This window comes from Stutzerimonas stutzeri (assembly GCF_009789555.1).
GTDB classification, from domain to species: Bacteria; Pseudomonadota; Gammaproteobacteria; order Pseudomonadales; family Pseudomonadaceae; genus Stutzerimonas; species Stutzerimonas stutzeri_R.
Genome location: NZ_CP046902.1, coordinates 1,245,321 through 1,270,856, shown reverse-complemented (window position 1 = coordinate 1,270,856; position 25,536 = coordinate 1,245,321). Strand labels below are relative to the sequence as shown.

Sequence of the window (25,536 nt, the reverse complement as noted above, 5' to 3'; positions counted from 1 at the left end):
CCCGATGCGTTTTCTGAAGTTTTTCCTATGGTCGTGCCTGGCTATTTTTTGCGGACTTTTACTCAGTCTCAGCGGCGCGTTTCTGTACCTCAGCCCCAACCTGCCGTCGGTTGAATCGCTACGCAGCATACAGCTCCAGATACCGCTGCGCGTCTACAGCAATGACAACAAGCTGATCGCTGAATATGGCGAAATGCGCCGCTCCCCTATCGGCTTCGACGAAATACCGAAGGATTTCATCGCCGCCCTGCTGGCCGCCGAAGACGATAACTTCGCCAATCATTATGGCGTCGATGTTTCCAGCCTGATGCGCGCTGCCACGCAATTATTGAAGACCGGCCATATTCAGACCGGCGGCAGTACCATCACCATGCAGGTGGCGAAGAACTACTTCCTGACCAGCGAACGAAGTTTTTCACGCAAGATCAATGAAATCCTTCTCGCCCTCCAGATCGAACGGGAACTGAGCAAGGACGAGATCCTGGAGCTCTACGTCAACAAGATTTACCTGGGCAATCGGTCGTACGGGATCGAAGCGGCCGCCCATGTCTATTACGGCAAATCCATCAGCGAGCTGAGCCTCGCGCAGATGGCCATGATCGCGGGCCTGCCCAAGGCGCCGTCTGCATTCAACCCGCTGGCGAACCCGGAGCGGGCCAAGGAAAGACGCGACTGGATTCTCGGACGCATGTACCGGCTCGGGAAGATCGACGAGGCCCGCTATCAGCAAGCCTTGGCGGAAACCGTCGACGCGTCCTATCACGGCGCTTCGCCGGAACTCGACGCACCTTATATAGCCGAGATGGCTCGCGCCGAAATGGTTGGGCGTTTCGGCAGTGCGGCCTATACCGACGGATTCCGCGTCTACACCACCACGACCAGCGCGCGCCAGATCGCCGCAAACCAGGCGCTCACCGAGGGCTTGATCGAATATGATCAACGTCACGGCTACCGTGGCCCCGAGGGCCGGCTTGCGGGCACTGACCGGGAAGAGTGGCTCAAGCAGCTTGGCAACTACCGAGGCCAGTCCGGCTTGCTACCGGCCGTCGTCAGCGCCGTCGGCCAGGATTCGATCATGGCCCTGCTGCGCGACGGCAGCGAACACAGCATCGGCTGGGAAAGCATGAAATGGGCTCGCCCGTTCATCAACACCAATAGCCTGGGCCCACAGCCCAGGGCTCCATCGGACGTGGTGAAGACCGGAGACGTGATTCGCGTCCGCATCATCGATGACGAAACACTGTTCAGCCAGGTACCACAGGCGCAGGGCGCGCTGGTATCCCTTGATCCACTCGATGGTTCCATCGAAGCGCTGACCGGCGGTTTTTCGTTCGGGCAAAGCAACTACAACCGCGCCATCCAGGCCAAACGCCAACCCGGCTCGAGCTTCAAGCCTTTCGTCTACAGCGCTGCGCTGGATGCGGGGTTCACGCCCGCCACGCTGGTCAACGACTCCCCCATCGTCTTCGTCGAAGAAGGGCTGGACCGTGTCTGGCGCCCCAAGAACGACAACAACACCTTCCTCGGCCCGATCCGTCTGCGCGAGGCGCTTTACAAGTCGCGCAACCTTGTCTCGATCCGCCTGCTGCAGACACTGGGTCTTCCGTACACCCTGGACTACATCAAGCGTTTCGGATTCAAAGCCGAGGACCTGCCTGCGAACCTGTCGCTGGCGCTCGGCACGGCAACCCTGACCCCGATGGAAATCGCGACCGGCTGGACCGCTTTCGCCAACGGCGGCTACAAGATCGAACCGTACCTGATCGAGCGCATCGAGGATCGAGACGGCAAACGGGTGTTCGAGGCGAATCCGGCGCGCGTACCCACGCATGACCGAGCCTCTGCAGACGAGCAGCAAGCGGCGCTAAGTTATGCCCGCAGCGACACGCTGCTGACAGACGATGCGGGCGCAGCCAGCCAGCAACCGGTCCAGGCCGAACAGGTCATTGACGAGCGCACCGCGTACATCATGACCAGCATGCTGCAGGACGTCATCAAGCGCGGCACGGGTCGTAAAGCCCTGGCGATGGGTCGCGCCGATATCGCCGGAAAGACCGGCACCACCAACGAGTCCAAGGACAGCTGGTTCTCAGGGTACAACGCCGACATAGTCACCACCGTCTGGGCCGGCTTCGACCAGCCCCAGAGCCTCGGACGACGCGAATATGGCGGAACCGTCGCGCTGCCCATCTGGATGAAGTACATGAGTTCAGTACTGGAGGGCATGCCCGAGCATGCGCCCGCCGAACCCGAAGGCATCCTGACACTGCGCATCGACCCGAGAAGTGGTCGGGCGGCCGCGCCGGGCACACCCGATGCCTACTTCGAAATCTTTCGAAGCGAAGATTCGCCACCGGGGATGGACGACGAACTGGCTCCAGGCGCGCTGCTGCCTGACAGCCCGCTACCGGCGTCCGAAGCGGCCCCGATCGATCTGTTCTAAGCCGGTTCGCCGGCAGCCGATCGCAAAACGACGCACCCTGACGACCCGCTCACCAGCTCACCGTTCACCATAAAAAACCCCAGCCTAGGCTGGGGTTTTTGCGTGCCGCAGGCCCTGCGCAGCAGGGCCATTCGATCAGCCGTTGAACACGTCATCGACCGACTTGAGCGGGTAGTTCGACGGGTACGGCAGCGTCGCGACGCCACTTTCGATCGCCGCCTTGGCGACCGCGTCCGAGACAAGCGTGATCAAGCGCGGATCCATCGGCTTCGGAATGATGTATTCACTACCGAATTGCAACTGCTCAACGCCATACGCGGCGGCCACTTCAGCCGGAACCGGCAGCTTGGCCAGGTCGCGCAGCGCCAGCGCCGCAGCGATCTTCATTTCTTCATTGATGCGCGATGCACGAACGTCCAGCGCTCCGCGGAAAATGAACGGGAAGCCCAGCACGTTGTTGACCTGGTTCGGGTAGTCCGAGCGGCCAGTGGCCATGATCACGTCAGAGCGCGTAGCGTGGGCGAGCTCAGGGCTGATCTCCGGGTCAGGGTTCGAGCACGCAAAGACGACCGGGTTCGCCGCCATGCGCTTGAGGCCTTCGGCGCTCAGGAGATTGGCACCGGACAGCCCGACGAACACATCGGCGCCATCAAGCGCGTCATCCAGCGTCCGACGGTCAGTCTCGTGCGCGAAAATCGCCTTGTATTGGTTCAGATCGTCGCGACCGGCATGGATGACGCCCTTGCGATCGATCATGAAGATGTTCTCGATCTTCGCCCCCATGCTGACCAGCAGCTTCATGCAGGAGGTCGCCGCAGCACCGGCGCCGAGACAGACGATCTTCGCCTGTTCCAGTGTCTTGCCAGCGATTTCCAGCGCATTGAGCATGCCCGCCGCGGTAACGATAGCGGTGCCGTGCTGGTCATCGTGGAATACCGGGATGTCGCATTGTTCGATCAAGGCCCGCTCGATTTCGAAGCACTCGGGCGCCTTGATGTCTTCCAGATTGATTCCGCCGAACGTGATGGAAATCCGCTTGACGGTATCGATGAAGGCCTGGGGGCTTTCCGCATCGACTTCGATATCGAACACGTCGACGCCGGCAAAGCGCTTGAACAGCACACCCTTGCCTTCCATGACCGGCTTGGATGCCAGCGGCCCGAGGTTGCCCAGGCCAAGGATGGCCGTGCCATCGGAAATAACCGCAACCAGGTTGCCTTTACCGGTGTATCGGTAAGCCAGTTCCGGATCACGACCGATTTCTCGAACCGGCTCCGCTACGCCTGGGCTGTAAGCCAGCGACAAATCACGGGCAGTGGAGGTGGGCTTGGTCAGCTCAACGCTCAGCTTTCCCGGACGAGGCTGGGAATGATAGTCGAGAGCGGCAGTTTTCAGGTCAGTCATGAGGCATTCCGCTTATTTTACTGGGACAGACAGGGGGCCGAGCATACGCCAAGACCCAGCGCCGTCACAAGCCAATGGAAAAGCTGACTGTCAAGGGCTGGCTCTACGACTTTAAGCTGACAGGCGCAGCCCCTTCATCGCAGCCACCCAGGCAGGGTCCGGGCGCCCGATCAAGGCAGCGGAACAAGCATCGAGGGGTGCGTTATTCTCAACAGCCAGCGAGCCTGTCGCGATCCGTCCACACGCCCCTTGCGATCGACTACCCACCCTCTCGCCTCGACCTGCTTGCCCGGCAGGTCCGACAGCGAATCGCCAAATGCCGCAACGGCCTCACGCGGAACCTGAAGCACCAGCGAGCCATCCAGCTCCAGCCAGACGCCGCCCCGATTGCTGTCCAGCCGATCGACCCGCGCCCTGACCAGAGCAAAGCCACCGCGGCGCAGGCCCTCGGCCGAGATTACCGGCGGTTGTCGCCAGACCCCCTTGTTGGCCAGCCGCGCCTGAAGCTCTACCGCGCGATGGCAGTCGACCAAGGAGGTGTTCGGCGCGATGGCGACAAAGAATCCCAGCCCCTCGGCCAGCAGGACAGACTCAAGGTTTTCACCTTGTGCGCCATCGGCATGAGCAAGCAAGCGGCCGTAATGATCGTTCGGCTGCTGGCCGAGACGCAGTCCTACGCGCCCGCCGCTGGCGTTCACCAGTGCCTGCAGGCGACGCTTGGCCGCCTCCGCATAGGGCTCGGCACTGCGGCCCTTGCGGCCCACTTCGGGGGCATTGACGCCGATGAGCCGCACGCTGCGCCCGTCGGTCAGGCGAAAGGTATCGCCATCGACGACCGCTGCCACCCTGACGGGCAACAGGGGCCCGGCAGTCGGGCAAAGCGCCTGTACTTCAAGGCTGAATACAGCGAAAACGAAAAAGGCGCCCACGCGGGACGCCTTTTTCAGATGCTCGGAAAACCTCATGGGGTTCCCGTCGCGGCGACTGCTTACTTGGCGCCGAACACACCGAAACGCTGCTTGAAGCGGTCGATACGGCCGCCGGTATCCAGCACTTTCTGCTTGCCGGTGTAGAACGGGTGGCATTCAGAGCAAACGTCGATGCTCAGGTTCTTGGCCAGCGTGGAGCGGGTCTTGATGACGTTGCCGCAGCTGCAAGTGGCTTCGATTTCAACGTAGTTAGGATGGATATCGGCTTTCATGGAAAAATCCTCTAGGACTTGTGCCGCCACCCGACCCTATGTCGAGTACCGCACGGAAGGGCGCGAATAATACCAGAGCCCTGTTGCGATGCAAGGGCAGCTGATCGCCCCGCGCCAGGCCGCCGTGCCTGCGCAGGACATCCGACGGCCCGCGCGCGCGCCCGGTGAGTCGCCCAGACCTGCTGCGGTGTCGGATCGTTTACCATCAGCGCTCGTTGCCAAGGACTTCCGCGTGTCCCAACCCATACTTCGCCTCGCCCTGCCTTCACCGCTGCGCAGACTCTTCGATTACCTGCCGCCGGTCGGCATTCCCTACGCGGCGTTGCAGCCCGGTATGCGCCTGCGGGTTCCATTCGGTCGGCGTGAAATCGTCGGAATCCTGGTGGAGACCGCCAGCCACAGCGAGGTGCCCGCCGCCAAGCTCAAGCCGGCCCTGGAGTTGTTGGATACGCACGCCCCGCTACCGCCGCCCTTGTTCAAGCTGTGCCTGTGGACCGCCCAGTATTACCAGCACAGCCTCGGCGACACGCTCAGTTGGGCGTTGCCGGTCCTGTTGCGCCAGGGCGAGCCCGCCGAGGCCAGGCAGGAGCGCTTCTGGCATGCAGCCAAAGGCGCACGACCGGAAGACCCCCGGCTCGCCCGCGCACCCCGCCAGCGCGAGGCACTGAAGACCATCGCTCAGCATCCGCATGGGGTCGCGCACGCCTTGCTGACCCAGCTGCAGCTGAGCAAGGACAGCCTCGACCAGCTGCTGCAAAAAGGGCTGCTGCGCGTCGAAACCCGGCGCAGCCATCAGACTCAGCGCCACCAGGGCAGCTGGCTGCTGCAGCCGGAACTGCCATTGAATCAGGAACAGCGCGCCGCCTTCGAAGCCATTCGCGCAGGCCTGGACGGCTTCCAGACATTCCTGCTGGCCGGCGTCACCGGCAGCGGCAAGACCGAAGTCTATCTGCAGTTGATCCACCACGTACTCGAAGCCGGGAAGCAGGCGCTGGTGCTGATTCCCGAGATCAACCTCGGCCCGCAGACCCTGGCGCGCTTCGAGAAACGGTTCAACGCCCGTATCGCCCTGCTGCACTCCAACGTCAATGACCGCGAGCGCCTGGACGCCTGGCTGGCAGCCAGAGACGGCGAAGCGGACATCGTCATCGGCACCCGTTCAGCGCTTTTCACGCCGATGAAAAACCCAGGGCTGATCATTCTCGACGAGGAGCATGACGCCTCCTATAAACAGCAGGAGGGCCTGCGCTATCACGCCCGGGACTTGGCGGTCGTCAGGGCGCGCCAGGAAAACCTGCCGATTCTGTTGGGCTCGGCAACGCCATCGCTGGAAAGCCTGCACAACGCGCACATTGGGCGCTATGCGCTGCTGAAACTGACCCAGCGTGCCGGCGGAGCGCAGGCTCCGCGGTTTCTGCGCCTGGATGTGAAGAGCCGCCCGCTGGACTCGGGCATTTCCGGCCCACTGCAGCAAGCCATGGCGCAGACGCTCGCTGCCGGGCAGCAGGTGCTGGTGTTTCTGAACCGCCGCGGCTTCGCGCCTTCGCTGCTGTGCCATGATTGCGGCTGGCTCAGCCAATGTCCGCGCTGCGACGCCCGGATGACCCTCCACCAGCGCCACAACGAGCTGCGCTGCCACCACTGCGGTCATGCCGAACGCCCACCGAGAAGCTGCCCCGAATGCAACAAACTCGACCTGCGCCCCGTCGGTGCCGGGACCGAACGCGCGGAAGAGCGCCTGGGCATTCTCTTCCCGGATTACCCGGTGCTGCGCATCGACCGCGACAGCACCTCACGCAAGGGCTCGATGGAGCAACTGCTGGCCACCATCAACCGCGGCGAACCCTGCCTGCTGGTCGGCACGCAGATGCTCGCCAAGGGCCACCATTTCCCACGCGTGACGCTGGTCGCGATCCTCGATGCCGACGGCGGCCTGTTCTCCGCGGACTTTCGGGCGAGCGAGCGAATGGCGCAGTTGATCGTACAGGTGGCCGGCCGCGCAGGCCGTGCCGAGGAACCCGGCAAAGTCATCATCCAGACTCACCTGGCCGACCATCCGCTGCTGGTTCAATTGACCGAGCAAGGCTATTTCGCCTTTGCCGACCAGGCGCTGAGCGAGCGCCGCGCCGCGGGCCTGCCACCGTTCAGCCATCTAGCCCTGCTACGCGCCGAAGCGGCAAAGCCCGGCCAGGCTGAAGACTTTCTCGACCAGGCCTGCAGCCAGGCGGAGTTCCTGATGAGCGAACTCGGACTCAGCGGCGTCGAGCTGCTCGGCCCCGTGCCCGCGCCGATGGAACGCCGTGCCGGGCGCTTTCGGGCGCAGCTGCTGCTCCAGGCCAACGCCCGCGCGCCCTTGCACAAGCTGATGAGCGCATGGTTGCCGCAGATAGAAGCACTTCCGGGCAGCCGAACGGTGCGCTGGTCGCTGGATGTTGATCCGATCGACCTGTTCTGACAGGGACGAATTCGGGCGCAGCCTGCAACTAAGCGCCTTAAGCCTTGAAGGTTCGCCCCTCGGACCACGATAATGTCCAGTTTTCGACCAAAGCCTTCGGGCCGACCGAGCTAACGATGAAAGACAGCATTCGCCATCTGATCCAGCAAGCCCTGACCCGCCTCGCCGCTGAAGGCGTGCTGCCCGAAGGGTTGAGTCCGACCATTCAGGTGGAGAACTCCCGCGACAAGACTCACGGTGATTTCGCCAGCAATATCGCCATGATGCTGGCCAAGCCTGCCGGGATGAAGCCCCGCGAGCTCGCACAGAAGCTCATCGAGGCGCTGCCGGCCGACCCCGGCGTCAGCAAGGTGGAAATCGCCGGACCGGGCTTTCTCAACTTTTTCCAGAACAGCGCCGCGCTGGCCCAGCGCCTCGACGCTGCGCTTGCCGACCCTCACCTGTGCGTAAGCAAGGCAAGCCCGAAGCAACGCGTCGTGATCGACCTGTCTTCGCCGAACCTGGCCAAGGAAATGCACGTCGGTCACCTGCGCTCGACCATCATCGGCGATGCCGTCGCGCGGGTGCTGGAGTATCTCGGCGATGAGGTGATCCGGCAGAACCACGTGGGCGACTGGGGCACCCAGTTCGGCATGCTGCTCGCCTATCTGGAGGAGAATCCCGCCGCTGCCGAAAGCGAGCTGTCCGACCTCGAGCAGTTCTATCGTGCGGCCAAGCAGCGCTTCGACGACTCCGCCGAGTTCGCCGATCGAGCCCGCGAACTGGTGGTGAAACTGCAAGCAGGCGATGCCGACTGCCTGCGTCTGTGGACCCGTTTCAACGAGATCTCCCTGTCACACTGCCAGAAGGTCTACGACCGCCTCAACGTCAAGTTGACGCCGGACGACGTCAAGGGCGAGAGCGCCTACAACGGCGAACTGGGTGACATCGTCGAATCGCTCAAGGCCAAGGGCATGCTGAGCGAAAGCAACGGCGCCCAGTGCGTATTTCTCGATGCGTTCAGCAATGCCGAAGGCAATCCTCTACCTGTGATCGTTCAGAAAGCCGGCGGCGGCTATCTGTATGCGACCACCGATCTGGCGTCCATGCGCTATCGCAGCCAGCAACTCAAAGCCGATCGTGCCTTGTATTTCGTCGATCAGCGTCAGGCCCTGCATTTCCAGATGGCGTTCGAGGTCGCGCGCCGCGCCGGCTTCGTGCACAGCTCGATGCAGCTCGAACACATGGGCTTCGGCACCATGAACGGCGCCGATGGTCGACCGTTCAAGACCCGCGACGGCGGCACGGTGAAGCTGGTCGACCTGCTCGACGAAGCCGAACAACGCGCCTACAGCCTGGTCAAGGGCAAGAACCCCGATCTGGACGAAGCGGAACTGCGGCGGATCGCGCGCGCCGTAGGCATTGGCGCCGTGAAATACGCGGACCTGTCCAAGCACCGCACCAGCGATTACAGCTTCAATTTCGAACAGATGCTCAGCTTCGAAGGCAACACCGCGCCCTACCTGCTTTACGCCTACACACGCGTGGCCAGCGTATTTCGCAAGCTCGGCACCGGCATGGACGGGCTCGCAGGCGAGATAAGACTCGAAGCCGAACAGGAACAAGCGCTGGGCGCCAAGCTCGCCCAATTCGGCGAAGTGCTCAACGGCGTCGGGGAAAAGGGCGTCCCGCATCTGCTGTGCAGCTATTTGTACGATCTGGCCGGCCTGTTCTCGAGCTTCTACGAGCACTGCCCGATACTCACCGCCGAAAGCGAAACCGTGAAGCAGAGCCGCCTGCGCCTGGCCGCTCTGACGGGCAAGACTCTCAAGCAGGGTCTGGAGCTGCTCGGCCTGGAAACGCTGGAGCGGATGTAAGTGGCCACCCGAAAAAAACCCGCACCGAAGCGTGGCGCGAGCCGCTACCAGGCGCCCGCGAAGAAGCCCGTACCCGGCTGGGTCTGGCTGGTTTGCGGGCTGGTCATCGGCGGCTTCATCATGTTCCTGATGAATCTCGAACCTGGCGGGGACGAGATCAAGCGCGCCAAGGACACCCCCAAGCCCAAGGAGCAACCGAAGCGTCCTGCACCGACAACCGGGCAACCGGTGAAACCGAAATACGACTTCTACACCCTGCTGCCTGAGTCGGAAGTGATTCTGCCGCCCGAAGCGCCGAAGCCGGAGCAGGCGCCCAAACCCGTCACGCCCGAGGAGGCCGCGAAGATCGACGCCGCGCGCGCCGAAGCGGCGCTGAACGGCCAGGTACCGCCGCCTCCACCGATGGTGGCCAAGGCGCCGGCTACACAGTTCTTCCTTCAGGCCGGCTCGTTCCGCAAGCAGCCGGAAGCGGAGAGGGTCAGGGCGCAGATCATTCTGCTGGGGCAGGACGTGCGAGTCGAGAACGTTACCGTGCGCGATGAGGATTGGTACCGCGTGCTGGTCGGTCCCTTTGCCAACCGCGAGCAGCTCGGTCAGGCGCAGAAGACGCTAGCGGCCAGTGGATACAACAACCTGCTGCTGCAGCAACGCCAGGTACGCTGAACCGAAGCGCCGCGAGGGACCGCGGCGCTAGCGTTCCCGCGGCGCGTAGGCGAATACGTCGGCGCGCATCTGCGTTGCGTCCATCCCCGCCTCGACCAGCGCATCGAGCGTGCCGTAGATCATCGCTGGGGACCCGCTGGCATAGACGTGAACCGGTTTGAGATCATCGAAGTCCTCACAGACGGCTTCGTGCAACAGCCCACAGCGTCCTTGCCAACCGCAGACGTCGCTGACGATCTGATGGAGCGAAAGATTGGGCATGCGCTGCCACTCTTCCCAATGCGCGAGCCGATAAAAATCCTCGGGGCGACGCACGCCCCAGTACAGATGCACCGGATGAGCGAAGCCTTCCGCCCGGCAATGCTCGATCAGGCTGTGCATCTGAGCCATGCCGGTCCCCGCCGCGATCAGCACCAGCGGTCCATTGGGCAATTCGGCCAGATGCGTGTCGCCGAACGGCATCTGCACCGTGACCATGCCCTTGCGGCCGATGTAATCCAGCAACCCGGTCGCCGACGGCTCCCGCGCCAGCACATGCAGCTCTAGGTCTCGCCCGCTCCTGGGGGCCGAGGCCAACGAAAAGGCGCTGAACTCGCCATCTTCCCGTTCGATCAGAACGTATTGCCCGGCGTGATAGCGTGGCGTCTTGCCTGCCGGAGCACGCAATAACAGCCGAAACACGTCGCCACCGACGTCTTCGCAACTGACCAACTGGCAATTGAGGGTCCGCACCGGAAGCTCACCAGGCGCGAGAACACCGTCCCACAGCAGGACGCAATCTTCTTCAGGTTCGGCCAGGCAGGTAAATACTTCACCATGATCATGAGTTTCGCCACGCTGGCGTACTCGACCATTGACCAGCAAGGCGGCGCAGACAAGGCAGTTTCCGTTGCGACAGGCGTGTGGGCAGTCGTAGCCCAGCCGCCGGGCCGCATCGAGAATCCGCTCGCCTGGCTGGACTTCAAGCACCGCGCCAGAGGGTTGCAGCGTAACTTTCATCTATTCAAACCTGAAATAACGGCCACTGTTCATCAGTCGATGCCCAGCTCCGACCAGAGTTCGTCGACACGGCGCTTGACCGCCTCGTCCTGAACGATGGCCCGCCCCCATTCACGACTGGTTTCGCCGGGCCACTTGTGCGTGGCATCGAGCCCCATCTTGCTACCCAGCCCGGAAACCGGAGAGGCGAAGTCGAGGTAGTCGATAGGCGTGTTCTCGATCAGTACGGTATCGCGCTTGGGGTCCATGCGGGTGGTGATCGCCCAGATGACATCGTTCCAGTCACGCGCGTCGATGTCGTCATCGGTGACGATCACGAACTTGGTGTACATGAACTGGCGCAGGAAGCTCCAGACCCCCAACATGACCCGTTTGGCGTGGCCGGGGTACTGTTTCTTCATGGTGACCACCGCCATGCGGTACGAGCAACCTTCGGGTGGCAGGTAGAAGTCGGTGATCTCCGGAAACTGTTTTTGCAGGATCGGCACGAAGACCTCATTGAGCGCCACGCCGAGAATCGCTGGCTCGTCCGGCGGACGCCCGGTGTAGGTGCTGTGATAGATCGCGTCGTGTCGCCTGGTGATACGTTCGACGGTAAAGACCGGGAATCGGTCGACTTCGTTGTAGTAACCGGTGTGGTCGCCGTATGGACCTTCATCGGCCATTTCGCCAGGTTGAATGTAGCCTTCGAGAACGATTTCGGCGCCTGCCGGCACTTGCAGATCGCTACCCCGGCACTTGATCAGCTCGGTGCGGCTACCGCGCAGCAGACCGGCGAAGGCATATTCGGACAACGAATCCGGAACCGGCGTCACGGCCCCGAGAATGGTCGCAGGATCGGCGCCAAGCGCCACCGCGACGGGGTAAGGCCGGTCAGGGTATTTCTCGCACCATTCGCGAAAGTCCAGCGCGCCCCCACGATGGCTGAGCCAGCGCATGATCACCTTGTTGCGGCCGATGACCTGCTGTCGGTAGATGCCGAGGTTCTGGCGTTCCTTGTTCGGCCCCCTGGTGACGGTCAGGCCCCAGGTGATCAAAGGCCCCGCGTCGCCCGGCCAGCAGGTTTGTATGGGCAGCCTGGACAGGTCGACGCCCTCGCCTTCGACGATGACCTCCTGGCAGGGCGCATCCTTGAGCACTTTCGGCGCCATGCTGATGACCTTCCTGTAGATCGGCAGCTTGCTCCAGGCGTCCTTGAGTCCCTTCGGCGGCTCCGGCTCCTTCAGGAACGCCAGCAGCTTGCCGATTTCCCGCAGCTCCGACACTTCGTCAGCGCCCATTCCCAGCGCAACCCGCTTGGGCGTGCCGAACAGATTGCCAAGCACGGGCATGTCAAAGCCGGTCGGGTTCTCGAAGAGCAGCGCTGGCCCCTGCTTGCGCAGGGTCCGATCACAGATTTCGGTCATTTCCAGAACAGGGGATACAGCGGTCGAAACGCGCTTGAGCTCACCGCGCTGTTCCAGGCCACTGATAAAGTCGCGTAAGTCGCGATACTGCATGCTTGAGCCTCGCATGGACCGGCAAATGTCGGGGCGCAGAGTTTAGCCTTGGCACGGGCCGATTCCAAAACCTGCAGACAGACAAAGGCCGGGTTTCCCCGGCCTCGGTGGCACGACCAGACGCTTACTTGCGCTTCATCGACATGAAGAATTCTTCGTTGGTCTTGGTGTCCTTGAGCTTGTCGAGCAGGAACTCGATGGCGGCGCTCTCATCCATCGGGTGCAGCAGCTTGCGCAGGATCCAGATGCGCTGCAGCTCTTCCTCACTGGTCAACAACTCTTCGCGGCGGGTGCCCGAGCGATTGATGTTGATGGCCGGGAACACACGCTTCTCGGCGATGCGGCGATCCAGTTGCAGCTCCAGGTTGCCGGTGCCCTTGAATTCTTCGTAGATCACTTCGTCCATCTTCGAACCGGTTTCGACCAGCGCGGTGGCGAGAATCGTGAGGCTGCCGCCCTCTTCAATGTTACGCGCCGCGCCAAAGAAGCGCTTCGGCTTCTCCAAGGCATGCGCGTCGACACCGCCGGTCAGCACCTTGCCGGAACTCGGGATTACCGTGTTGTAGGCACGCGCCAGACGAGTGATGGAGTCCAGCAGGATCACCACGTCCTTCTTGTGCTCGACCAGGCGCTTGGCCTTTTCGATCACCATTTCGGCAACCTGCACGTGGCGGGTCGGCGGCTCGTCGAAGGTGGATGCGACTACTTCGCCACGCACCGTGCGCTGCATCTCGGTCACTTCTTCCGGGCGCTCGTCGATCAGCAGAACGATAAGATGGCACTCGGGGTTATTGCGGGTGATATTGCTGGCGATGTTCTGCAGCATGATGGTCTTGCCCGCTTTCGGCGGCGCAACGATCAGACCACGCTGCCCCTTGCCGATCGGCGCGCAGAGGTCGATCACACGACCGGTCAGGTCTTCGGTGGAGCCGTTGCCGGCCTCCATCGTCAGCCGCTCGTTCGGGAATAGCGGCGTCAGGTTCTCGAAGAGAATCTTGTTCTTGGCGTTTTCCGGCCGATCGAAGTTGATCGTATCGACCTTGAGCAGCGCGAAGTAACGCTCGCCTTCTTTGGGCGGGCGGATCTTGCCGACGATGGTGTCACCGGTGCGCAGGTTGAAGCGGCGGATCTGGCTCGGCGAGACATAAATGTCGTCTGGGCCGGCAAGATACGAAGAATCCGCGGAGCGCAGAAAGCCGAAGCCATCCTGGAGGATTTCCAGAACGCCATCACCGGAGATTTCCTCGCCGCTTTTGGCGTGCTTTTTCAGCAGGGAGAAAATCACGTCCTGCTTGCGCGAACGGGCCATGTTGTCGATGCCCATCTGTTCGGCCATTTCCAGCAGTTCGGTGATGGGCTTTTGCTTGAGTTCGGTCAGATTCATAGAAAGAGATCAGGAAGGATGAAGAAAGCGATTAGCTTGAGAAGCCGCGCAGCAAGAGACGAACAGGTTCGTTGTGCTTTATGAGGCGGAAGTGCGTCGGCGACGGCATGCAGAGGGCGACGGAAGAAACGTCGCGAGGCCGAATTTAGCACCGCACAGACGAAGCGTCCACCCTGCCGTTAAAAAAAGCCCCCGCATTTTGCGAGGGCTTTTGAAAAACAAACGCTTGATTCAGATGTTGCTGTCGAGAAATGCAGCCAGCTGAGACTTGGACAGGGCACCCACCTTGGTCGCTTCGACATTGCCGTTCTTGAACAGCATCAGCGTGGGAATGCCGCGCACGCCATACTTCGGCGGGGTTTCCTGATTTTCGTCAATGTTCAGCTTGCAGACTTTGAGCTTACCCTCGTAGTCCTTGGCAATCTCATCGAGCACCGGAGCGATCATTTTGCAAGGGCCACACCACTCGGCCCAGTAGTCGACCAGCACAGGGCCGTCTGCCTGGAGCACGTCCTGCTCGAAACTGCTGTCGCTGACATTGTTGATGTATTCGCTCATGGATTTTCTCCAGGGTCAAAACCGAAAGTGACGCCATCATAGCCCGGCTTGGTGCGGACCGAAAGCCGCAGCCTGTCGCCTGAATGATCGATGATTGGCAACGAAGCGCGAGCGCCATGACCGATATCCGGACGGTTCGTATGGTCGCTACGCGTTGGCGGATGCCGATGATCATGTCAGGATGTCGGGGTTTTGCACAGAGACTGCCCCATGCGCCCACCCGCCGCCGAACCCTCCCCCATGATCGCCGCCCTCGATCTCGGATCGAACAGCTTTCACATGGTCCTGGCCCGCACCAGCAATGGCGAAATGCGCATCATCGAGCGGCTCGGCGAAAAGGTCCAACTGGCCGCCGGCATAGACGAGAACCGGCTGCTCGACGGTGACGCCATGCAGCGTGGCCTCGACTGTCTGCGCCGCTTCGCGCAGTTGGTCAACCATCTGCCTCAGGGCGCGGTGCGGGTAGTGGGCACCAATGCCTTGCGCGAAGCCCGCAACCGGGCCGAGTTCATCCGCCAGGCCGAGGCGATCATCGATCATCAGGTCGAGGTGATCTCCGGCCGCGAAGAGGCACGCCTGATCTATCTCGGCGTATCGCATACCTTCCCGGCGGCCACCGGCAAACGGCTGGTGATCGACATCGGCGGTGGCAGCACCGAGTTCATCATCGGCCAGGGTTTCGATTCGCTGCTACGTGAAAGCCTGCAGATGGGCTGTGTGAGCTTCACGCAGCGATTCTTCCGGGACGGCAAGATCACCGCCGCGCGCTACGCCCAGGCCTACACCGCGGCGCGGCTGGAGTTGATGAGTATCGAGCACGGCCTTCGCCGGCTCGGCTGGCAGGACGCCGTGGGTGCCTCGGGCACCATTCGCGCCATCGGCCTGGCGATCAAGGGCGCGGGGCTGAGCAATGGCCAGGTCACCAGCGAAGGGCTTGGCTGGCTCAAGCGCAAGCTGTTCAAGCTGGGTGATGTGGACAAGCTCGACCTGGACGGCATCAAGCCGGACCGCCGCAGCATCTTCCCGGCAGGTCTGGCCATCCTCGACGCCATCTTCGACGCGCTTGAACTCACCAGCATGGCCCATTCCGAGGGTGCGTTACGCGAAGGCGTGCTCTATGACCTGATCGGCCGTCATCACCATGAAGATATCCGCGATCGCACCCTGAGCTTCCTCATGGAGCGTTATCACGTGGACACTGAACAGGCGGCACGGGTCGAAAGCAAGGCACTGGAAGCCTTCGACCAGGTGGCGTCCGATTGGAACCTGGTCGAGGACTGGCACCGTGAGTTGCTGAGCTGGGCCGCGCGAATCCACGAAGTGGGGCTGGATATCGCGCATTATCATTACCACAAGCACGGCGCCTACCTGATCGAGCACTCCGATCTTCCCGGCTTCTCCCGCCAGGATCAGCAGATGCTGGCGCTACTGGTGCGCGGCCATCGTCGCAACATTCCGCGGCAGAAGTTCGAGGAGCTGAGCGAGGACGGCGTGACGCTCACCCGGCTCTGCGTGCTGCTGCGTTTCGCGATCCTGTTCCACCACATCCGCGGCCCTCAGCAGGCGCCGGCACTGACGCTCAAAGCCGGCGAAAACAGCCTGGACGTGGCCTTTCCGAGCGGCTGGCTGGAGAAAAACCCGCTGACCCAGGCGGATTTCGCCCTCGAAGCGGAGTGGCTGAAGCGGATCGATTTCACCCTGACGGTACGCTAGGCATCGAGGCGCATCCCGCAGGCCGCGCCCGACCTGCGCTGCGGGATGCCACGGACGATCAGCGCGCCGTCGGACTGCCCAGGCGCTCCAGCAAAGTGTTCTGCACGTTACGTGGGTTCTGGTTGCCACTCGGGCTGTTGCGCACATAACTGCCATCGGGCTGCAGGACCCAGCTCTGGGTATTGTCGGTGAGAAAACCTTCCAGTTCCTTCTTCACCCGTGTCACCAGCTTCTTGCCCTCGACCGGGAAGCAGGTTTCGACGCGACGGTCCAGGTTGCGCTCCATCCAGTCGGCACTGGACAGGTAGAGCTTCTCGTCACCGCCGTTGAGGAAGTAGAAAACCCGACTGTGCTCGAGGAAGCGGCCAATGATCGAGCGCACCTGAATATTGTGCGAAACGCCGACGACACCTGGACGCAGGCAGCACATGCCCCGCACGATCAGGTCGATCCGCACGCCGGTCTGGCTGGCCTTGTACAGCGCGCGGATCATCTTCGCATCGGTCAAGGAGTTGACCTTGAGGATGATATGGGCCGGCTTGCCTTCGCTGGCGTGCTGGGTTTCCTGGGCGATCATGTCGAGCAGCGCTTTTTTCAGGGTAAACGGCGCATGCAGAAGCTTCTTCATGCGCATGGTCTTGCCCATGCCGATCAACTGGCTGAACAGTTTGGACACGTCCTCGCAAAGCGCATCGTCCGAGGTCAGCAAACTGTAATCGGTATACAGCCGCGCATTACCCGCGTGGTAATTGCCAGTCCCAAGATGAGCGTAGCGCCGAAGTTCGCCGTTTTCGCGGCGCAGGATCAGCATCATCTTGGCGTGGGTCTTGTAGCCGACCACGCCATAGATCACCACGGCGCCGGCCTGTTGCAACCGGCTCGCCAGCTGCAGGTTGGACTCCTCGTCGAAGCGCGCCCGCAGCTCGATCACGGCGGTGACTTCCTTGCCGTTACGCGCCGCTTCAACGAGGGCATCAACGATCTCCGAATTGGCGCCCGAGCGATACAGCGTCTGCTTGACGGCCAGCACGCAGGGGTCCTTGGCGGCCTCCCGCAAAAGATCCACCACCGGCGTGAACGATTCGTAGGGGTGCAGCAGCAGGATGTCCTGCTTGCCGACGACGCTGAAAATGTTCTCGCTGTTCTGCAGCAATTTCGGAATCGCCGGCGTGAACGGGGTGTATTGCAGCTCCGGATGACTATCCAGGCCGGTGATGCCGAACAGGCGAGTCAGGTTGACCGGACCGTTGACCCGATACAGTTCACTCTCGCTCAGACTGAATTGCCTGAGTAGAAAATTGGCCAGGTGTGCCGGGCAGGTATCGGCTACCTCCAGCCGCACCGCGTCGCCATAGCGACGCGAGATCAGCTCGCCGCGCAAGGCCCGCGCCAGGTCCTCGACGTCCTCGGTGTCGACCGACAGGTCGGCGTTGCGGGTCAGGCGGAACTGGTAGCAGCCCTTGACCTTCATGCCATGAAACAGATCGTCTGCGTGCGCATGGATCATCGAGGACAGGAACACGTAGTTGGCGCCTGCGCCACCGACCTCCTCCGGCACGCGGATTACCCGCGGTAGCAGGCGCGGCGCCGGAATGATGGCAAGGCCCGAGTCGCGACCGAAGGCGTCGATGCCTTCCAGCTCGACGATGAAGTTCAGGCTCTTGTTCACCAGCAAGGGGAACGGATGGGTCGGGTCCAGGCCGATCGGCGTGATGATCGGCGCGATCTCGTCGCGAAAATAGCGGCGCACCCACGTCTTGATCTTCGCCGTCCAGTGGCGGCGGCGAATGAAACGCACCTGGTGCTTGGCCAGCTCCGGCAGCAGCACCTCGTTGAGTATCGAATACTGCCGGCTGACCTGTTCGTGAACCAGCTCGGAGATCCGCGCCAGCGCCTGGTGCGGCTGCAGGCCGTCCGCACCGGCCTGTTCGCGGGCAAAGGTGACCTGTTTCTTCAGGCCCGCGACACGGATCTCGAAAAACTCATCGAGGTTGCTGGAGAAGATCAGCAAAAACTTTAGCCGCTCCAGCAACGGATAGGACTCATCCAGCGCCTGCTCCAGCACGCGAATGTTGAACTGCAGCTGCGACAGCTCCCGGTGAATATAAAGGCTGTTGTCGTCCAGGTTAGGCACCGGTGGTGCGGGCGCCACAACGGGAACGTCCTCTATTTTCTCCGCCTCTTGCACGAGATCCGTGGGTAAGGGTGCGTCACTGACGGAAGCGAGCTGCACGTCGCTCTCGCTGAGTCCCTGGTTGGTCATCGATCTGCCTCGGATGGGCTTAGCGCCCCTTTTTCAATTGTTGTGCCGCCTGGATGGCGAAATAGGTCAGGATGCCATCGGCGCCTGCACGTTTGAAGGCGGTCAGCGATTCGAGGATCACCGCATCGCTCAACCAGCCGTTCTGAATGGCCGCCATATGCATCGCATACTCACCGCTGACCTGATAGACGAACGTGGGCACGCGGAAGGCATCTTTGACGCGCCAGACGATATCCAGGTAAGGCATCCCCGGCTTGACCATGACCATGTCGGCGCCTTCGGCCAGATCGGCAGCGACCTCATGCAGTGCCTCGTCGCCGTTGGCCGGGTCCATCTGATAGGTGTTCTTGCTGCCCTTGCCCAGGTTGGCCGCCGACCCCACCGCATCTCGGAACGGACCATAGTAGGCGCTGGCGTACTTGGCCGAGTAGGCCATGATGCGCACGTTAGCGTGGTCGGCCACCTCGAGCGCCTCGCGAATCGCCTGGATACGGCCATCCATCATGTCAGAGGGTGCCACCACTTGCGCGCCGGCCTCGGCATGGGACAACGCCTGACGGACCAGCGCATCGACGGTTACGTCGTTCTGCACATACCCTTGCTCGTCGAGTATGCCGTCCTGACCATGCGTGGTGAACGGGTCGAGGGCGACATCGGTAATGATGCCCAGCTCGGGGAAACGCTCGCGCAGTGCACGGGTCGCGCGCTGGGCGATTCCGTCAGGGTTCCAGGCCTCCGAGGCGTCGAGCGATTTCTTCTCGACCGGCGTGACCGGGAACAGCGCCAGCGCTGGAATTCCCAAGGCCACCCACTGCTCGGCCTCTTGTAGCAACAGGTCGATCGACAGCCGCTCCACACCCGGCATCGACGGCACCTGCTCGCGGCGGTTTTGGCCGTCGAGAACGAATACCGGCAGGATCAGGTCGTCAACGCTCAGTACATGCTCACGAACCAACCGACGTGAAAACTCATCCCGGCGGTTACGGCGCAGGCGAGTGGCAGGAAACAATCGATTGGCGGGAACGAAACTCACAGCGAACTCCTGGCCCGCAGGACGGGCGAACATGACGTTTATAGGCCGAACTCGTGACCGAATGATGACAGCGTCATCGGCATCGGACACCGATTGCAATCATTGTCGCCACCCAGGCCGGCCACTGCCAGTGCTTTGATCGGCAATCTCAGCGCGAAGCGTTTCACGCGCGTAGCGGGCGACTGAACACCCGTCGCGATGGAGCATCCAACCTATCAGCGATGGGCTTACCTTCAACCTCGCCAGGGATTAGCATCGAAGGCCTTAACCCGGCGCTTTGCTGGGTCGCGGAATCTGACCAGGAGTACCCCCAATGAACAGAAAAGTCGCCGTGATTCTCTCCGGCTGTGGCGTTTACGACGGCTCGGAGATCTACGAGAGCGTGATTACCCTGCTGCGCCTGGATCAGCGTGGCGCCACGGTCCAGTGTTTCGCACCGAACATCGAACAGATGCATGTAATCAACCACCTGACCGGCGACGAAATGCCGGAGAGCCGCAACGTGCTGACCGAGTCCGCGCGTCTGGCCCGCGGCAACATCAAGGATCTAAACGAGCTGAAGGCTGAAGACTTCGATGCGTTGATCATGCCGGGCGGCTTCGGTGCGGCGAAGAATCTCTCCAGCTTTGCCACGCAAGGCGCAGGCTGCACGATCCTTCCTGACGTATTGTCAACCGCGCAAGCCTTCGCCAAGGCCCACAAGCCAGTCGGGATGATGTGCATCGCGCCCACCATGGCGGCGCAGATTTTCGGCCCTGGCGTGATCTGCACCCTGGGCCACGATGATGATCCTGCCGCAGGCGCCTCCCGCGAAATGGGCGCCGAACATCAAGCCTGCGAGGTCACCGAGATCGTCGAAGATCCCAAGCACAAACTGGTGACGACCCCCGCCTACATGCTCGCGCAATCGATCAGCGAAGCCGCATCGGGCATCTACAAGCTGGTCGATCGCGTGCTGGAACTTACCAACAAGTAACGCCGCCCCTGCACCGCATCCCGAGCCCTGGCTCGGGATTTCTTTCCGAGCTGTGGCTATACGGCCAATCGTACCGGCGCTCCCGCCGCGCCACTGGTCAAACCGATCGCGCTCCGGCAGCTTTGTCCGACCTGCCAGGAACGTGCTCATGAACCAGCATCCGATCGACTCCATCGAAGCGCAGCAACAGGCCGTGCGCCAGCTTTTCGAACGCATCCCGTTCAACGAGTACCTGGGCATCGAGCTCGATGAAGTGTCTCGCCAGCGCGTGGTGATGCACCTGCCCATGAAACACGAGCTGATCGGCAATTTCTTCCACGGCATCCTGCATGGCGGCGTCATCGCCTCGCTGCTCGACGTCGTTGGCGGAGCCATGGCGATGATCGGGACCTTCGAAAAGCATCAGCACCTGACCACCGAAGAACGCGCCCTGCGGCTCTCGCGCCTGGGCACCATCGATCTGCGCGTCGATTACCTGCGACCGGGGCGCGGCCAGCGCTTCAGCGCGAGCGCGACACTGTTGCGTTCCGGCAACAAAGTGGCGGTGGTTCGCTCCGAGCTGCATAACGAGGAAGGCGTGCTGGTCGCGGTGGGCACCGGCACCTATCTCTGCGGCTGAGCCCGGCGACACCTCGGCTCGACGCGGGCGACCAGACGCGCCAGCCTAGCGCGCTCTGCCCCGCATCAGCTCTGTCAGCATGCGGTCCAGGGCATTGGCGAACGCCTGGCGATCCCGCTCGCCATAGGCGGCCTGACCACCGCCCACCTGCCCCTGCTCGCGCAGGTCGGTGAACAGATTGCGCACCGCCAGGCGCTCGCCCATGTTGCGCTCGTCGAACGCACGTCCGCGCGGATCGAGCGCGACCACGCCGTTCTTGACCAGGCGATCGGCCAGCGGAACATCGCTGCATATCACCAGGTCACCGGGCCGCGCGTGCTCGACCAGATAGTCATCCGCCGCGTCCGGACCGCTCGGCACGACGATCAGACGGACGCAGGCGAAGGCGGGCTTGACCTGACTCTGTCCCGCCACCAGCACCACCTGGAGCTTGCGCTTGAGGGCAAACTTGATCACCTGATCCTTGGCCGCCTTGGGACAGGCGTCCGCATCGATCCAGACCCGCAGTGGTTCGGGCGCCGTCATGCCACCGCCCGTCGCACCGTCGCCAGCAATGCCGCCGCGCCAGCGAACATGGCAGCGAAGCTGCGGTTGACCACCCGCTGCTGGCGTGGCGTACGCAGCAGCCGCAACACCCTGGCGGCCAACCCGGTATAACCGGCCATCACGATCAGATCGACCAGCACCATGGTCGCGCCCATATGCAGGTACTGCACCACTAGCGCCCGCTGTGGATCGAGAAATTGCGGCAGCACGGCAAGGATGAACACGATGGCCTTGGGGTTGCTGGCATTGACCAGAAAGCCCCGCAACACCAGCGCCAGTGGGCGACCGATCGGCCGCGGTGCCTGGCTATCGTCAAGCATCGACGGCACCGCCTGCCATTGCTTGAGCGCGAGCCACAGCAGATAGGCGACACCGAACCACTTGATCAGCGTGAACGCCCATGCCGACGTTGCCAACACCGCGCCGACACCCGCCGCGACGACCGCGATCTGCAGCGCCAGCGCAAGCTGCAGGCCAACGGCATTCCAGTAGCCGCGCCAAAAACCGTACCGCAGACCGCAGGACATCGAGGCGATCGCCCCGGCGCCCGGCGACAGGCTGATGACCCAACAGGCGACGAAAAAGCCGAGCCAGGTTTCGAACGTCATGGTTATTCCTCAGGCAGCGGCCGCACCTGAACGGCACGGCCGGCTTTCAATGCTCAATCCGGCAGGTCCTTACCCAGCTTGACCGGCTCTTTCAGCTTGCGCTTCATGGCTTTGCGCATCCGGATATTGAGCGCCTCGACCGCCAGCGAGAAGGCCATGGCGAAGTACACATAACCCTTGGGCACGTGCGCACCGAAGGCTTCGGCGACCAACAGCGTACCGACCACGATGAGGAACGACAGCGCCAGGATTTTCAACGTCGGGTGCTTTTCGATGAAGTCGCTGATGGTGCCGGCTGCGAGCATCATCACCCCGACGGCGATGACGATGGCCGCGACCATCACCTGCACGTTGTCCACCAGGCCCACGGCGGTGATCACCGAATCCAGCGAGAACACGATGTCGATCACTGCGATCTGCAGGATGATGCCAACGAAGCCGGCCTTGGCGGCGCCGGCTGCCGTGCCGCCCTGTTCCTCTTCGCCTTCGACGCTGTGCCAGATCTCCATGGTGCTCTTGAACAGCAGGAACAGACCGCCGAAGAACAGGATCAGGTCGCGGCCCGATACGCCCTGTTCGAAGACCGTGAACAGATCGTTGGTCAGGCGCATCACCCAGGCGATCGACAACAGCAACAGAATCCGCGTCCCCATCGCCAGAGCCAGCCCGAAGAAGCGTGCCTTGGGCTGCTGCTCCTTCGGCAATCGACCCACCAGGATGGAAATGAAAATGATGTTGTCGATGCCGAGGACGATTTCCAAGGCGGTCAGGGTCAGAAACGCGACCCATATCTCCGGGCTGCTAAGCCATTCCATGAGTGCTACTCGTGTGTGCTGTGATTGGAGGTCTGAATATCGGTCCCACGCCAGCGGCGCAGGACTTTCTGGAAGAACAAGCTGTTTGGCACCTGAACGATCGCACCAGTTCCGCTCTCGGAAACCTCCTCGAGCGTCGTGTAGAGCAGGTTGATGTCAATGACGCGGCCTTTGACGATGGGCTTGTCGAGGCTCTCGACCAGCTCGACCAGATCGCCCAACCGAAAGGGGCCTACGGTCATGATGAGCACGGCGCAGAGCAGGTTGGACAACACGCTCCAGATAGCGAAAAACGCTACCGCGGCGACCGCGACGAACCCTGAAAGAGCGGTCCAGAGTACCGTTGCCGACACACCGAAGCGTTCCAGCACCATGATCAGCGCGCCGCCGATGATGACCCAGCGTATTCCGCCCCGCAGCGGCAGCAGTAGTTCAGGTGGCAGCGGATAGCGTCGGCCGAGTCGGGCCAGCCCGCGCGCCACCAGTTGCTGTAGAACGTAGGCGATCACCAGGATCAGAAGGACCTGCAGCCCAAGCAGCAATGGGTCCCGCCATTGCTGGGTCAGCAACAACAAACGCTCGCTCATAGGCTGCCCTCGAGCTGACCCTGCAAGGTCTCGAGCGCTTCCAGCGCGACCAGCCAGGCTTCCTCGAGTTCGCCTTCGCGTACCTTCAGGCTGGCCTGCCTGGTCAGCAATTGGCGCAGTTCATCCTTGCGCGCCGCTTCGTAGAGCGCGGCATCACCGAGCTGTTGCTCCAGTGCGGCCAGGGTGTCCTGGACGCCGGCCAGGTCCTTTTCCAGCGCGTCCGCCTTTCGCTTGAGCGGCGCCAACTGCTGGCGCAGCACAGCCGCCGCCTGACGCGCAGCTCGCTTGTCGGTCTTGTCGGCAGCCGGCTCGGCTGCGCTGGCCGGCTGTTGGCGAGCACGATAATCCACCAGCCATCGCGCGTAGTCGTCGAGATCGCCGTCGAACGGGACGACCCGTGCTTCGGCCACCAACAGGAACTCATCCGTCGTGCTCTTGAGCAAGTGGCGGTCGTGCGACACCACCAGCACGGCGCCCTCGAAATCCTGCAGCGCCAACGTCAAGGCCAGGCGCATTTCGAGATCGAGGTGGTTGGTCGGTTCGTCGAGCAGCAGCAGGTTGGGCTTTCCCCAGGCAATCAAGGCCAGGGCCAGACGCGCTTTCTCCCCTCCCGAGAAATTCAGCACAGGCTCGTCACAGCGATTACCGCGAAAATCGAAACCACCGAGGAAGTCACGCAGCACCTGCTCGCGCTCATCGGGGGCTATCCGCTGCAAGTGCAGCAGTGGGCTGGCGCTGGCATCCAGGGCGTCGAGCTGATGCTGGGCGAAATAGCCGATCACCAGGTTTTCGCCGCGCTGCAGGCGACCGGCCAGCGGGTTCAGTTCGTTGGCCAGCGTCTTGATCAGCGTCGATTTGCCCGCCCCGTTGGGACCGAGCAGCCCTATCCGCGCGCCAGGCACCAGTTGTAGCTTGACCTTGTCCAGCACGACCTTGTCGCCGTAGCCAAGCCGCCCCTCGGCAAGGTCCAGCAACGGGCTGGAGACCCTGTCCGCTTCGCGGAAAACGAAGTCGAACGGCGAATCGATATGCGCCGGGGCCAGTTCCTCGAGCTTTTCCAACGCCTTGATCCGGCTTTGCGCCTGGCGCGCCTTGCTCGCCTTGGCCTTGAACCGCCGGATGAAGTCCTCCATATGTTCGCGCTGCGCCTGTTGCTTCTCGAATGCCTGCTGCTGCTGTGCCAGCCGTTCGGCGCGGGCCCGCTCGAACGCCGAATAACCTCCACGATAGAGCGTCAGCTTGCGTTGTTCGACGTGCACCACGTTGCCAACCACCTCATCAAGGAAGTCGCGGTCGTGGGAAATCAGCATCAGGGTCCCGGGATAGCTCTTGAGCCAGCCTTCCAGCCACAGAATCGCATCCAGATCGAGGTGGTTGGTCGGTTCGTCGAGCAACAGCAGATCCGAAGGACACATCAGCGCCTGCGCCAGATTCAGGCGCATCCGCCAGCCGCCGGAAAAGCTGCTGACCGGCAGGTTCATCTGGTCGTTGGCGAACCCCAGGCCGGCGAGCAGCTTGCGCGCCCGGGCATCGGCGGTATAGCCATCCGCGTTGTCCAGCTCGGTATGCAGGCGCGCCAGCGCAGCACCGTCATGGGCGGCCTCGGCGGCGACCAGTGCGGCCTGGACATGGCGCAGCTGCGTATCGCCATCGAGCACATAATCGACGGCCAGACGATCGAGCGTATCGACCTCCTGGCGCATGTGTGCGATCCGCCAGTCTGGCGGCAATTGGCAGTCGCCCCCGTCCGGCGCGAATTCGCCGCGCAATAGCGCAAACAGGCTGGATTTTCCGGCGCCATTGGCGCCGACCAGCCCAACCTTCTGGCCAGGGTGAAGGGTCAGCTCGGCGCCGTCCAGCAGACGTTGGGGGCCACGCTGTAGAGTCAGGTTCTGAAGTCGGATCATAATGGCG

General features: G+C 62.4%; 21 protein-coding genes. 7 read left to right on the top strand and 14 right to left on the bottom strand.

The window, feature by feature from the left end:
- The first annotated feature begins 4 nt into the window (after positions 1-4).
- Positions 5-2,443 (top strand): penicillin-binding protein 1A, encoded by a 2,439-nt coding sequence (locus tag GQA94_RS05905; protein WP_158187205.1) that lies wholly within the window; start codon positions 5-7, stop codon positions 2,441-2,443.
- Positions 2,444-2,578: 135 nt separating this feature from the next.
- Here the strand turns inward: GQA94_RS05905 and GQA94_RS05900 are convergent, their stop codons facing one another.
- The 3 genes from GQA94_RS05900 to rpmE form a co-directional block, all read right to left on the bottom strand.
- The gene (locus GQA94_RS05900) at positions 2,579-3,847 is read right to left on the bottom strand and encodes a malic enzyme-like NAD(P)-binding protein (RefSeq protein WP_158187204.1); all 1,269 of its coding nucleotides are present in this window, start codon (positions 3,845-3,847) and stop codon (positions 2,579-2,581) included.
- A gap of 170 nt (positions 3,848-4,017) precedes the next feature.
- Positions 4,018-4,812, bottom strand: coding sequence for a thermonuclease family protein (locus GQA94_RS05895; RefSeq protein ID WP_158187203.1), 795 nt, complete (start codon positions 4,810-4,812; stop codon positions 4,018-4,020).
- Between the two features lie 23 nt (positions 4,813-4,835).
- Positions 4,836-5,048, bottom strand: a complete 213-nt coding sequence (gene rpmE / locus GQA94_RS05890; protein ID WP_003283472.1) for a 50S ribosomal protein L31 — start codon at positions 5,046-5,048, stop codon at positions 4,836-4,838.
- Positions 5,049-5,280: 232 nt separating this feature from the next.
- Between rpmE and GQA94_RS05885 the strand changes: the two genes are divergently transcribed.
- From GQA94_RS05885 to GQA94_RS05875, 3 genes are all read left to right on the top strand, one after another.
- Positions 5,281-7,503 carry a primosomal protein N' gene (locus GQA94_RS05885; protein WP_158187202.1) on the top strand — a complete coding sequence of 741 codons (2,223 nt, stop codon included), beginning with the start codon at positions 5,281-5,283 and terminating at the stop codon, positions 7,501-7,503.
- Positions 7,504-7,619: 116 nt separating this feature from the next.
- A complete protein-coding gene (argS, locus tag GQA94_RS05880; protein ID WP_158187201.1) occupies positions 7,620-9,359 on the top strand; it encodes an arginine--tRNA ligase in 1,740 nt (579 codons plus the stop codon).
- Positions 9,360-10,022, top strand: a complete 663-nt coding sequence (locus GQA94_RS05875; protein WP_158187200.1) for an SPOR domain-containing protein — start codon at positions 9,360-9,362, stop codon at positions 10,020-10,022.
- A 27-nt stretch (positions 10,023-10,049) separates the two neighbouring features.
- Here the strand turns inward: GQA94_RS05875 and GQA94_RS05870 are convergent, their stop codons facing one another.
- The 4 genes from GQA94_RS05870 to trxA form a co-directional block, all read right to left on the bottom strand.
- Positions 10,050-11,021, bottom strand: coding sequence for a CDP-6-deoxy-delta-3,4-glucoseen reductase (locus tag GQA94_RS05870; RefSeq protein ID WP_158187199.1), 972 nt, complete (start codon positions 11,019-11,021; stop codon positions 10,050-10,052).
- 32 nt (positions 11,022-11,053) lie between these two features.
- Entirely contained in the window at positions 11,054-12,520 is a 1,467-nt protein-coding gene (ubiD, locus tag GQA94_RS05865; protein ID WP_158187198.1) for a 4-hydroxy-3-polyprenylbenzoate decarboxylase, read from the bottom strand.
- A gap of 124 nt (positions 12,521-12,644) precedes the next feature.
- A complete protein-coding gene (rho, locus tag GQA94_RS05860) occupies positions 12,645-13,904 on the bottom strand; it encodes a transcription termination factor Rho (RefSeq protein WP_158187197.1) in 1,260 nt (419 codons plus the stop codon).
- Between the two features lie 231 nt (positions 13,905-14,135).
- Entirely contained in the window at positions 14,136-14,462 is a 327-nt protein-coding gene (trxA, locus tag GQA94_RS05855; RefSeq protein ID WP_021207111.1) for a thioredoxin TrxA, read from the bottom strand.
- Positions 14,463-14,672: 210 nt separating this feature from the next.
- On the opposite strand from trxA, the gene ppx reads away from it, so the two are divergent.
- Complete coding sequence (gene ppx, locus GQA94_RS05850) at positions 14,673-16,175, top strand: exopolyphosphatase (RefSeq protein ID WP_158187196.1); 1,503 nt, start codon at positions 14,673-14,675, stop codon at positions 16,173-16,175.
- Between the two features lie 58 nt (positions 16,176-16,233).
- Here ppx and ppk1 read toward each other — a convergent pair whose 3' ends face one another.
- Positions 16,234-18,438 (bottom strand): polyphosphate kinase 1, encoded by a 2,205-nt coding sequence (ppk1, locus tag GQA94_RS05845; RefSeq protein WP_158187195.1) that lies wholly within the window; start codon positions 18,436-18,438, stop codon positions 16,234-16,236.
- A gap of 19 nt (positions 18,439-18,457) precedes the next feature.
- Entirely contained in the window at positions 18,458-19,471 is a 1,014-nt protein-coding gene (gene hemB, locus GQA94_RS05840) for a porphobilinogen synthase (protein ID WP_158187194.1), read from the bottom strand.
- 313 nt (positions 19,472-19,784) lie between these two features.
- Between hemB and elbB the strand changes: the two genes are divergently transcribed.
- On the top strand, positions 19,785-20,447 hold the full coding sequence (gene elbB / locus GQA94_RS05835; RefSeq protein WP_158187193.1) for an isoprenoid biosynthesis glyoxalase ElbB: 663 nt from the start codon (positions 19,785-19,787) through the stop codon (positions 20,445-20,447).
- Between the two features lie 148 nt (positions 20,448-20,595).
- Positions 20,596-21,066, top strand: coding sequence for a thioesterase family protein (locus GQA94_RS05830; protein WP_158187192.1), 471 nt, complete (start codon positions 20,596-20,598; stop codon positions 21,064-21,066).
- A gap of 45 nt (positions 21,067-21,111) precedes the next feature.
- Here GQA94_RS05830 and GQA94_RS05825 read toward each other — a convergent pair whose 3' ends face one another.
- From GQA94_RS05825 to GQA94_RS05805, 5 genes are read right to left on the bottom strand one after another with little or no spacing between them, the layout of a single operon-like run.
- Positions 21,112-21,573: a YaiI/YqxD family protein gene (locus tag GQA94_RS05825; RefSeq protein WP_158190042.1), complete on the bottom strand. Its 462-nt coding sequence runs from the start codon at positions 21,571-21,573 to the stop codon at positions 21,112-21,114.
- Positions 21,574-21,587: 14 nt separating this feature from the next.
- Entirely contained in the window at positions 21,588-22,220 is a 633-nt protein-coding gene (locus tag GQA94_RS05820; RefSeq protein ID WP_158187191.1) for a LysE family transporter, read from the bottom strand.
- 53 nt (positions 22,221-22,273) lie between these two features.
- A complete protein-coding gene (locus GQA94_RS05815) occupies positions 22,274-23,035 on the bottom strand; it encodes a TerC family protein (protein ID WP_158187190.1) in 762 nt (253 codons plus the stop codon).
- 5 nt (positions 23,036-23,040) lie between these two features.
- A complete protein-coding gene (locus tag GQA94_RS05810) occupies positions 23,041-23,622 on the bottom strand; it encodes a mechanosensitive ion channel family protein (RefSeq protein ID WP_158187189.1) in 582 nt (193 codons plus the stop codon).
- Positions 23,619-25,529: an ATP-binding cassette domain-containing protein gene (locus GQA94_RS05805; protein ID WP_158187188.1), complete on the bottom strand. Its 1,911-nt coding sequence runs from the start codon at positions 25,527-25,529 to the stop codon at positions 23,619-23,621. The genes GQA94_RS05810 and GQA94_RS05805 overlap by 4 nt, the downstream gene beginning before the upstream one ends.
- Positions 25,530-25,536 lie beyond the last annotated feature (7 nt).

Bases quoted from the DNA above. Each gene is read 5' to 3' on its own strand.
- GQA94_RS05905 (WP_158187205.1), top strand. From the start codon at position 5: ATGCGTTTTCTGAAGTTTTTCCTATGGTCGTGCCTGGCTATTTTTTGC.
- GQA94_RS05900 (WP_158187204.1), bottom strand. From the start codon at position 3,847: ATGACTGACCTGAAAACTGCCGCTCTCGACTATCATTCCCAGCCTCGT.
- GQA94_RS05895 (WP_158187203.1), bottom strand. From the start codon at position 4,812: ATGAGGTTTTCCGAGCATCTGAAAAAGGCGTCCCGCGTGGGCGCCTTT.
- rpmE (WP_003283472.1), bottom strand. From the start codon at position 5,048: ATGAAAGCCGATATCCATCCTAACTACGTTGAAATCGAAGCCACTTGC.
- argS (WP_158187201.1), top strand. From the start codon at position 7,620: ATGAAAGACAGCATTCGCCATCTGATCCAGCAAGCCCTGACCCGCCTC.
- GQA94_RS05870 (WP_158187199.1), bottom strand. From the start codon at position 11,021: ATGAAAGTTACGCTGCAACCCTCTGGCGCGGTGCTTGAAGTCCAGCCA.
- ubiD (WP_158187198.1), bottom strand. From the start codon at position 12,520: ATGCAGTATCGCGACTTACGCGACTTTATCAGTGGCCTGGAACAGCGC.
- rho (WP_158187197.1), bottom strand. From the start codon at position 13,904: ATGAATCTGACCGAACTCAAGCAAAAGCCCATCACCGAACTGCTGGAA.
- trxA (WP_021207111.1), bottom strand. From the start codon at position 14,462: ATGAGCGAATACATCAACAATGTCAGCGACAGCAGTTTCGAGCAGGAC.
- ppx (WP_158187196.1), top strand. From the start codon at position 14,673: ATGCGCCCACCCGCCGCCGAACCCTCCCCCATGATCGCCGCCCTCGAT.
- ppk1 (WP_158187195.1), bottom strand. From the start codon at position 18,438: ATGACCAACCAGGGACTCAGCGAGAGCGACGTGCAGCTCGCTTCCGTC.
- elbB (WP_158187193.1), top strand. From the start codon at position 19,785: ATGAACAGAAAAGTCGCCGTGATTCTCTCCGGCTGTGGCGTTTACGAC.
- GQA94_RS05830 (WP_158187192.1), top strand. From the start codon at position 20,596: ATGAACCAGCATCCGATCGACTCCATCGAAGCGCAGCAACAGGCCGTG.
- GQA94_RS05820 (WP_158187191.1), bottom strand. From the start codon at position 22,220: ATGACGTTCGAAACCTGGCTCGGCTTTTTCGTCGCCTGTTGGGTCATC.
- GQA94_RS05815 (WP_158187190.1), bottom strand. From the start codon at position 23,035: ATGGAATGGCTTAGCAGCCCGGAGATATGGGTCGCGTTTCTGACCCTG.
- GQA94_RS05810 (WP_158187189.1), bottom strand. From the start codon at position 23,622: ATGAGCGAGCGTTTGTTGTTGCTGACCCAGCAATGGCGGGACCCATTG.
- GQA94_RS05805 (WP_158187188.1), bottom strand. From the start codon at position 25,529: ATGATCCGACTTCAGAACCTGACTCTACAGCGTGGCCCCCAACGTCTG.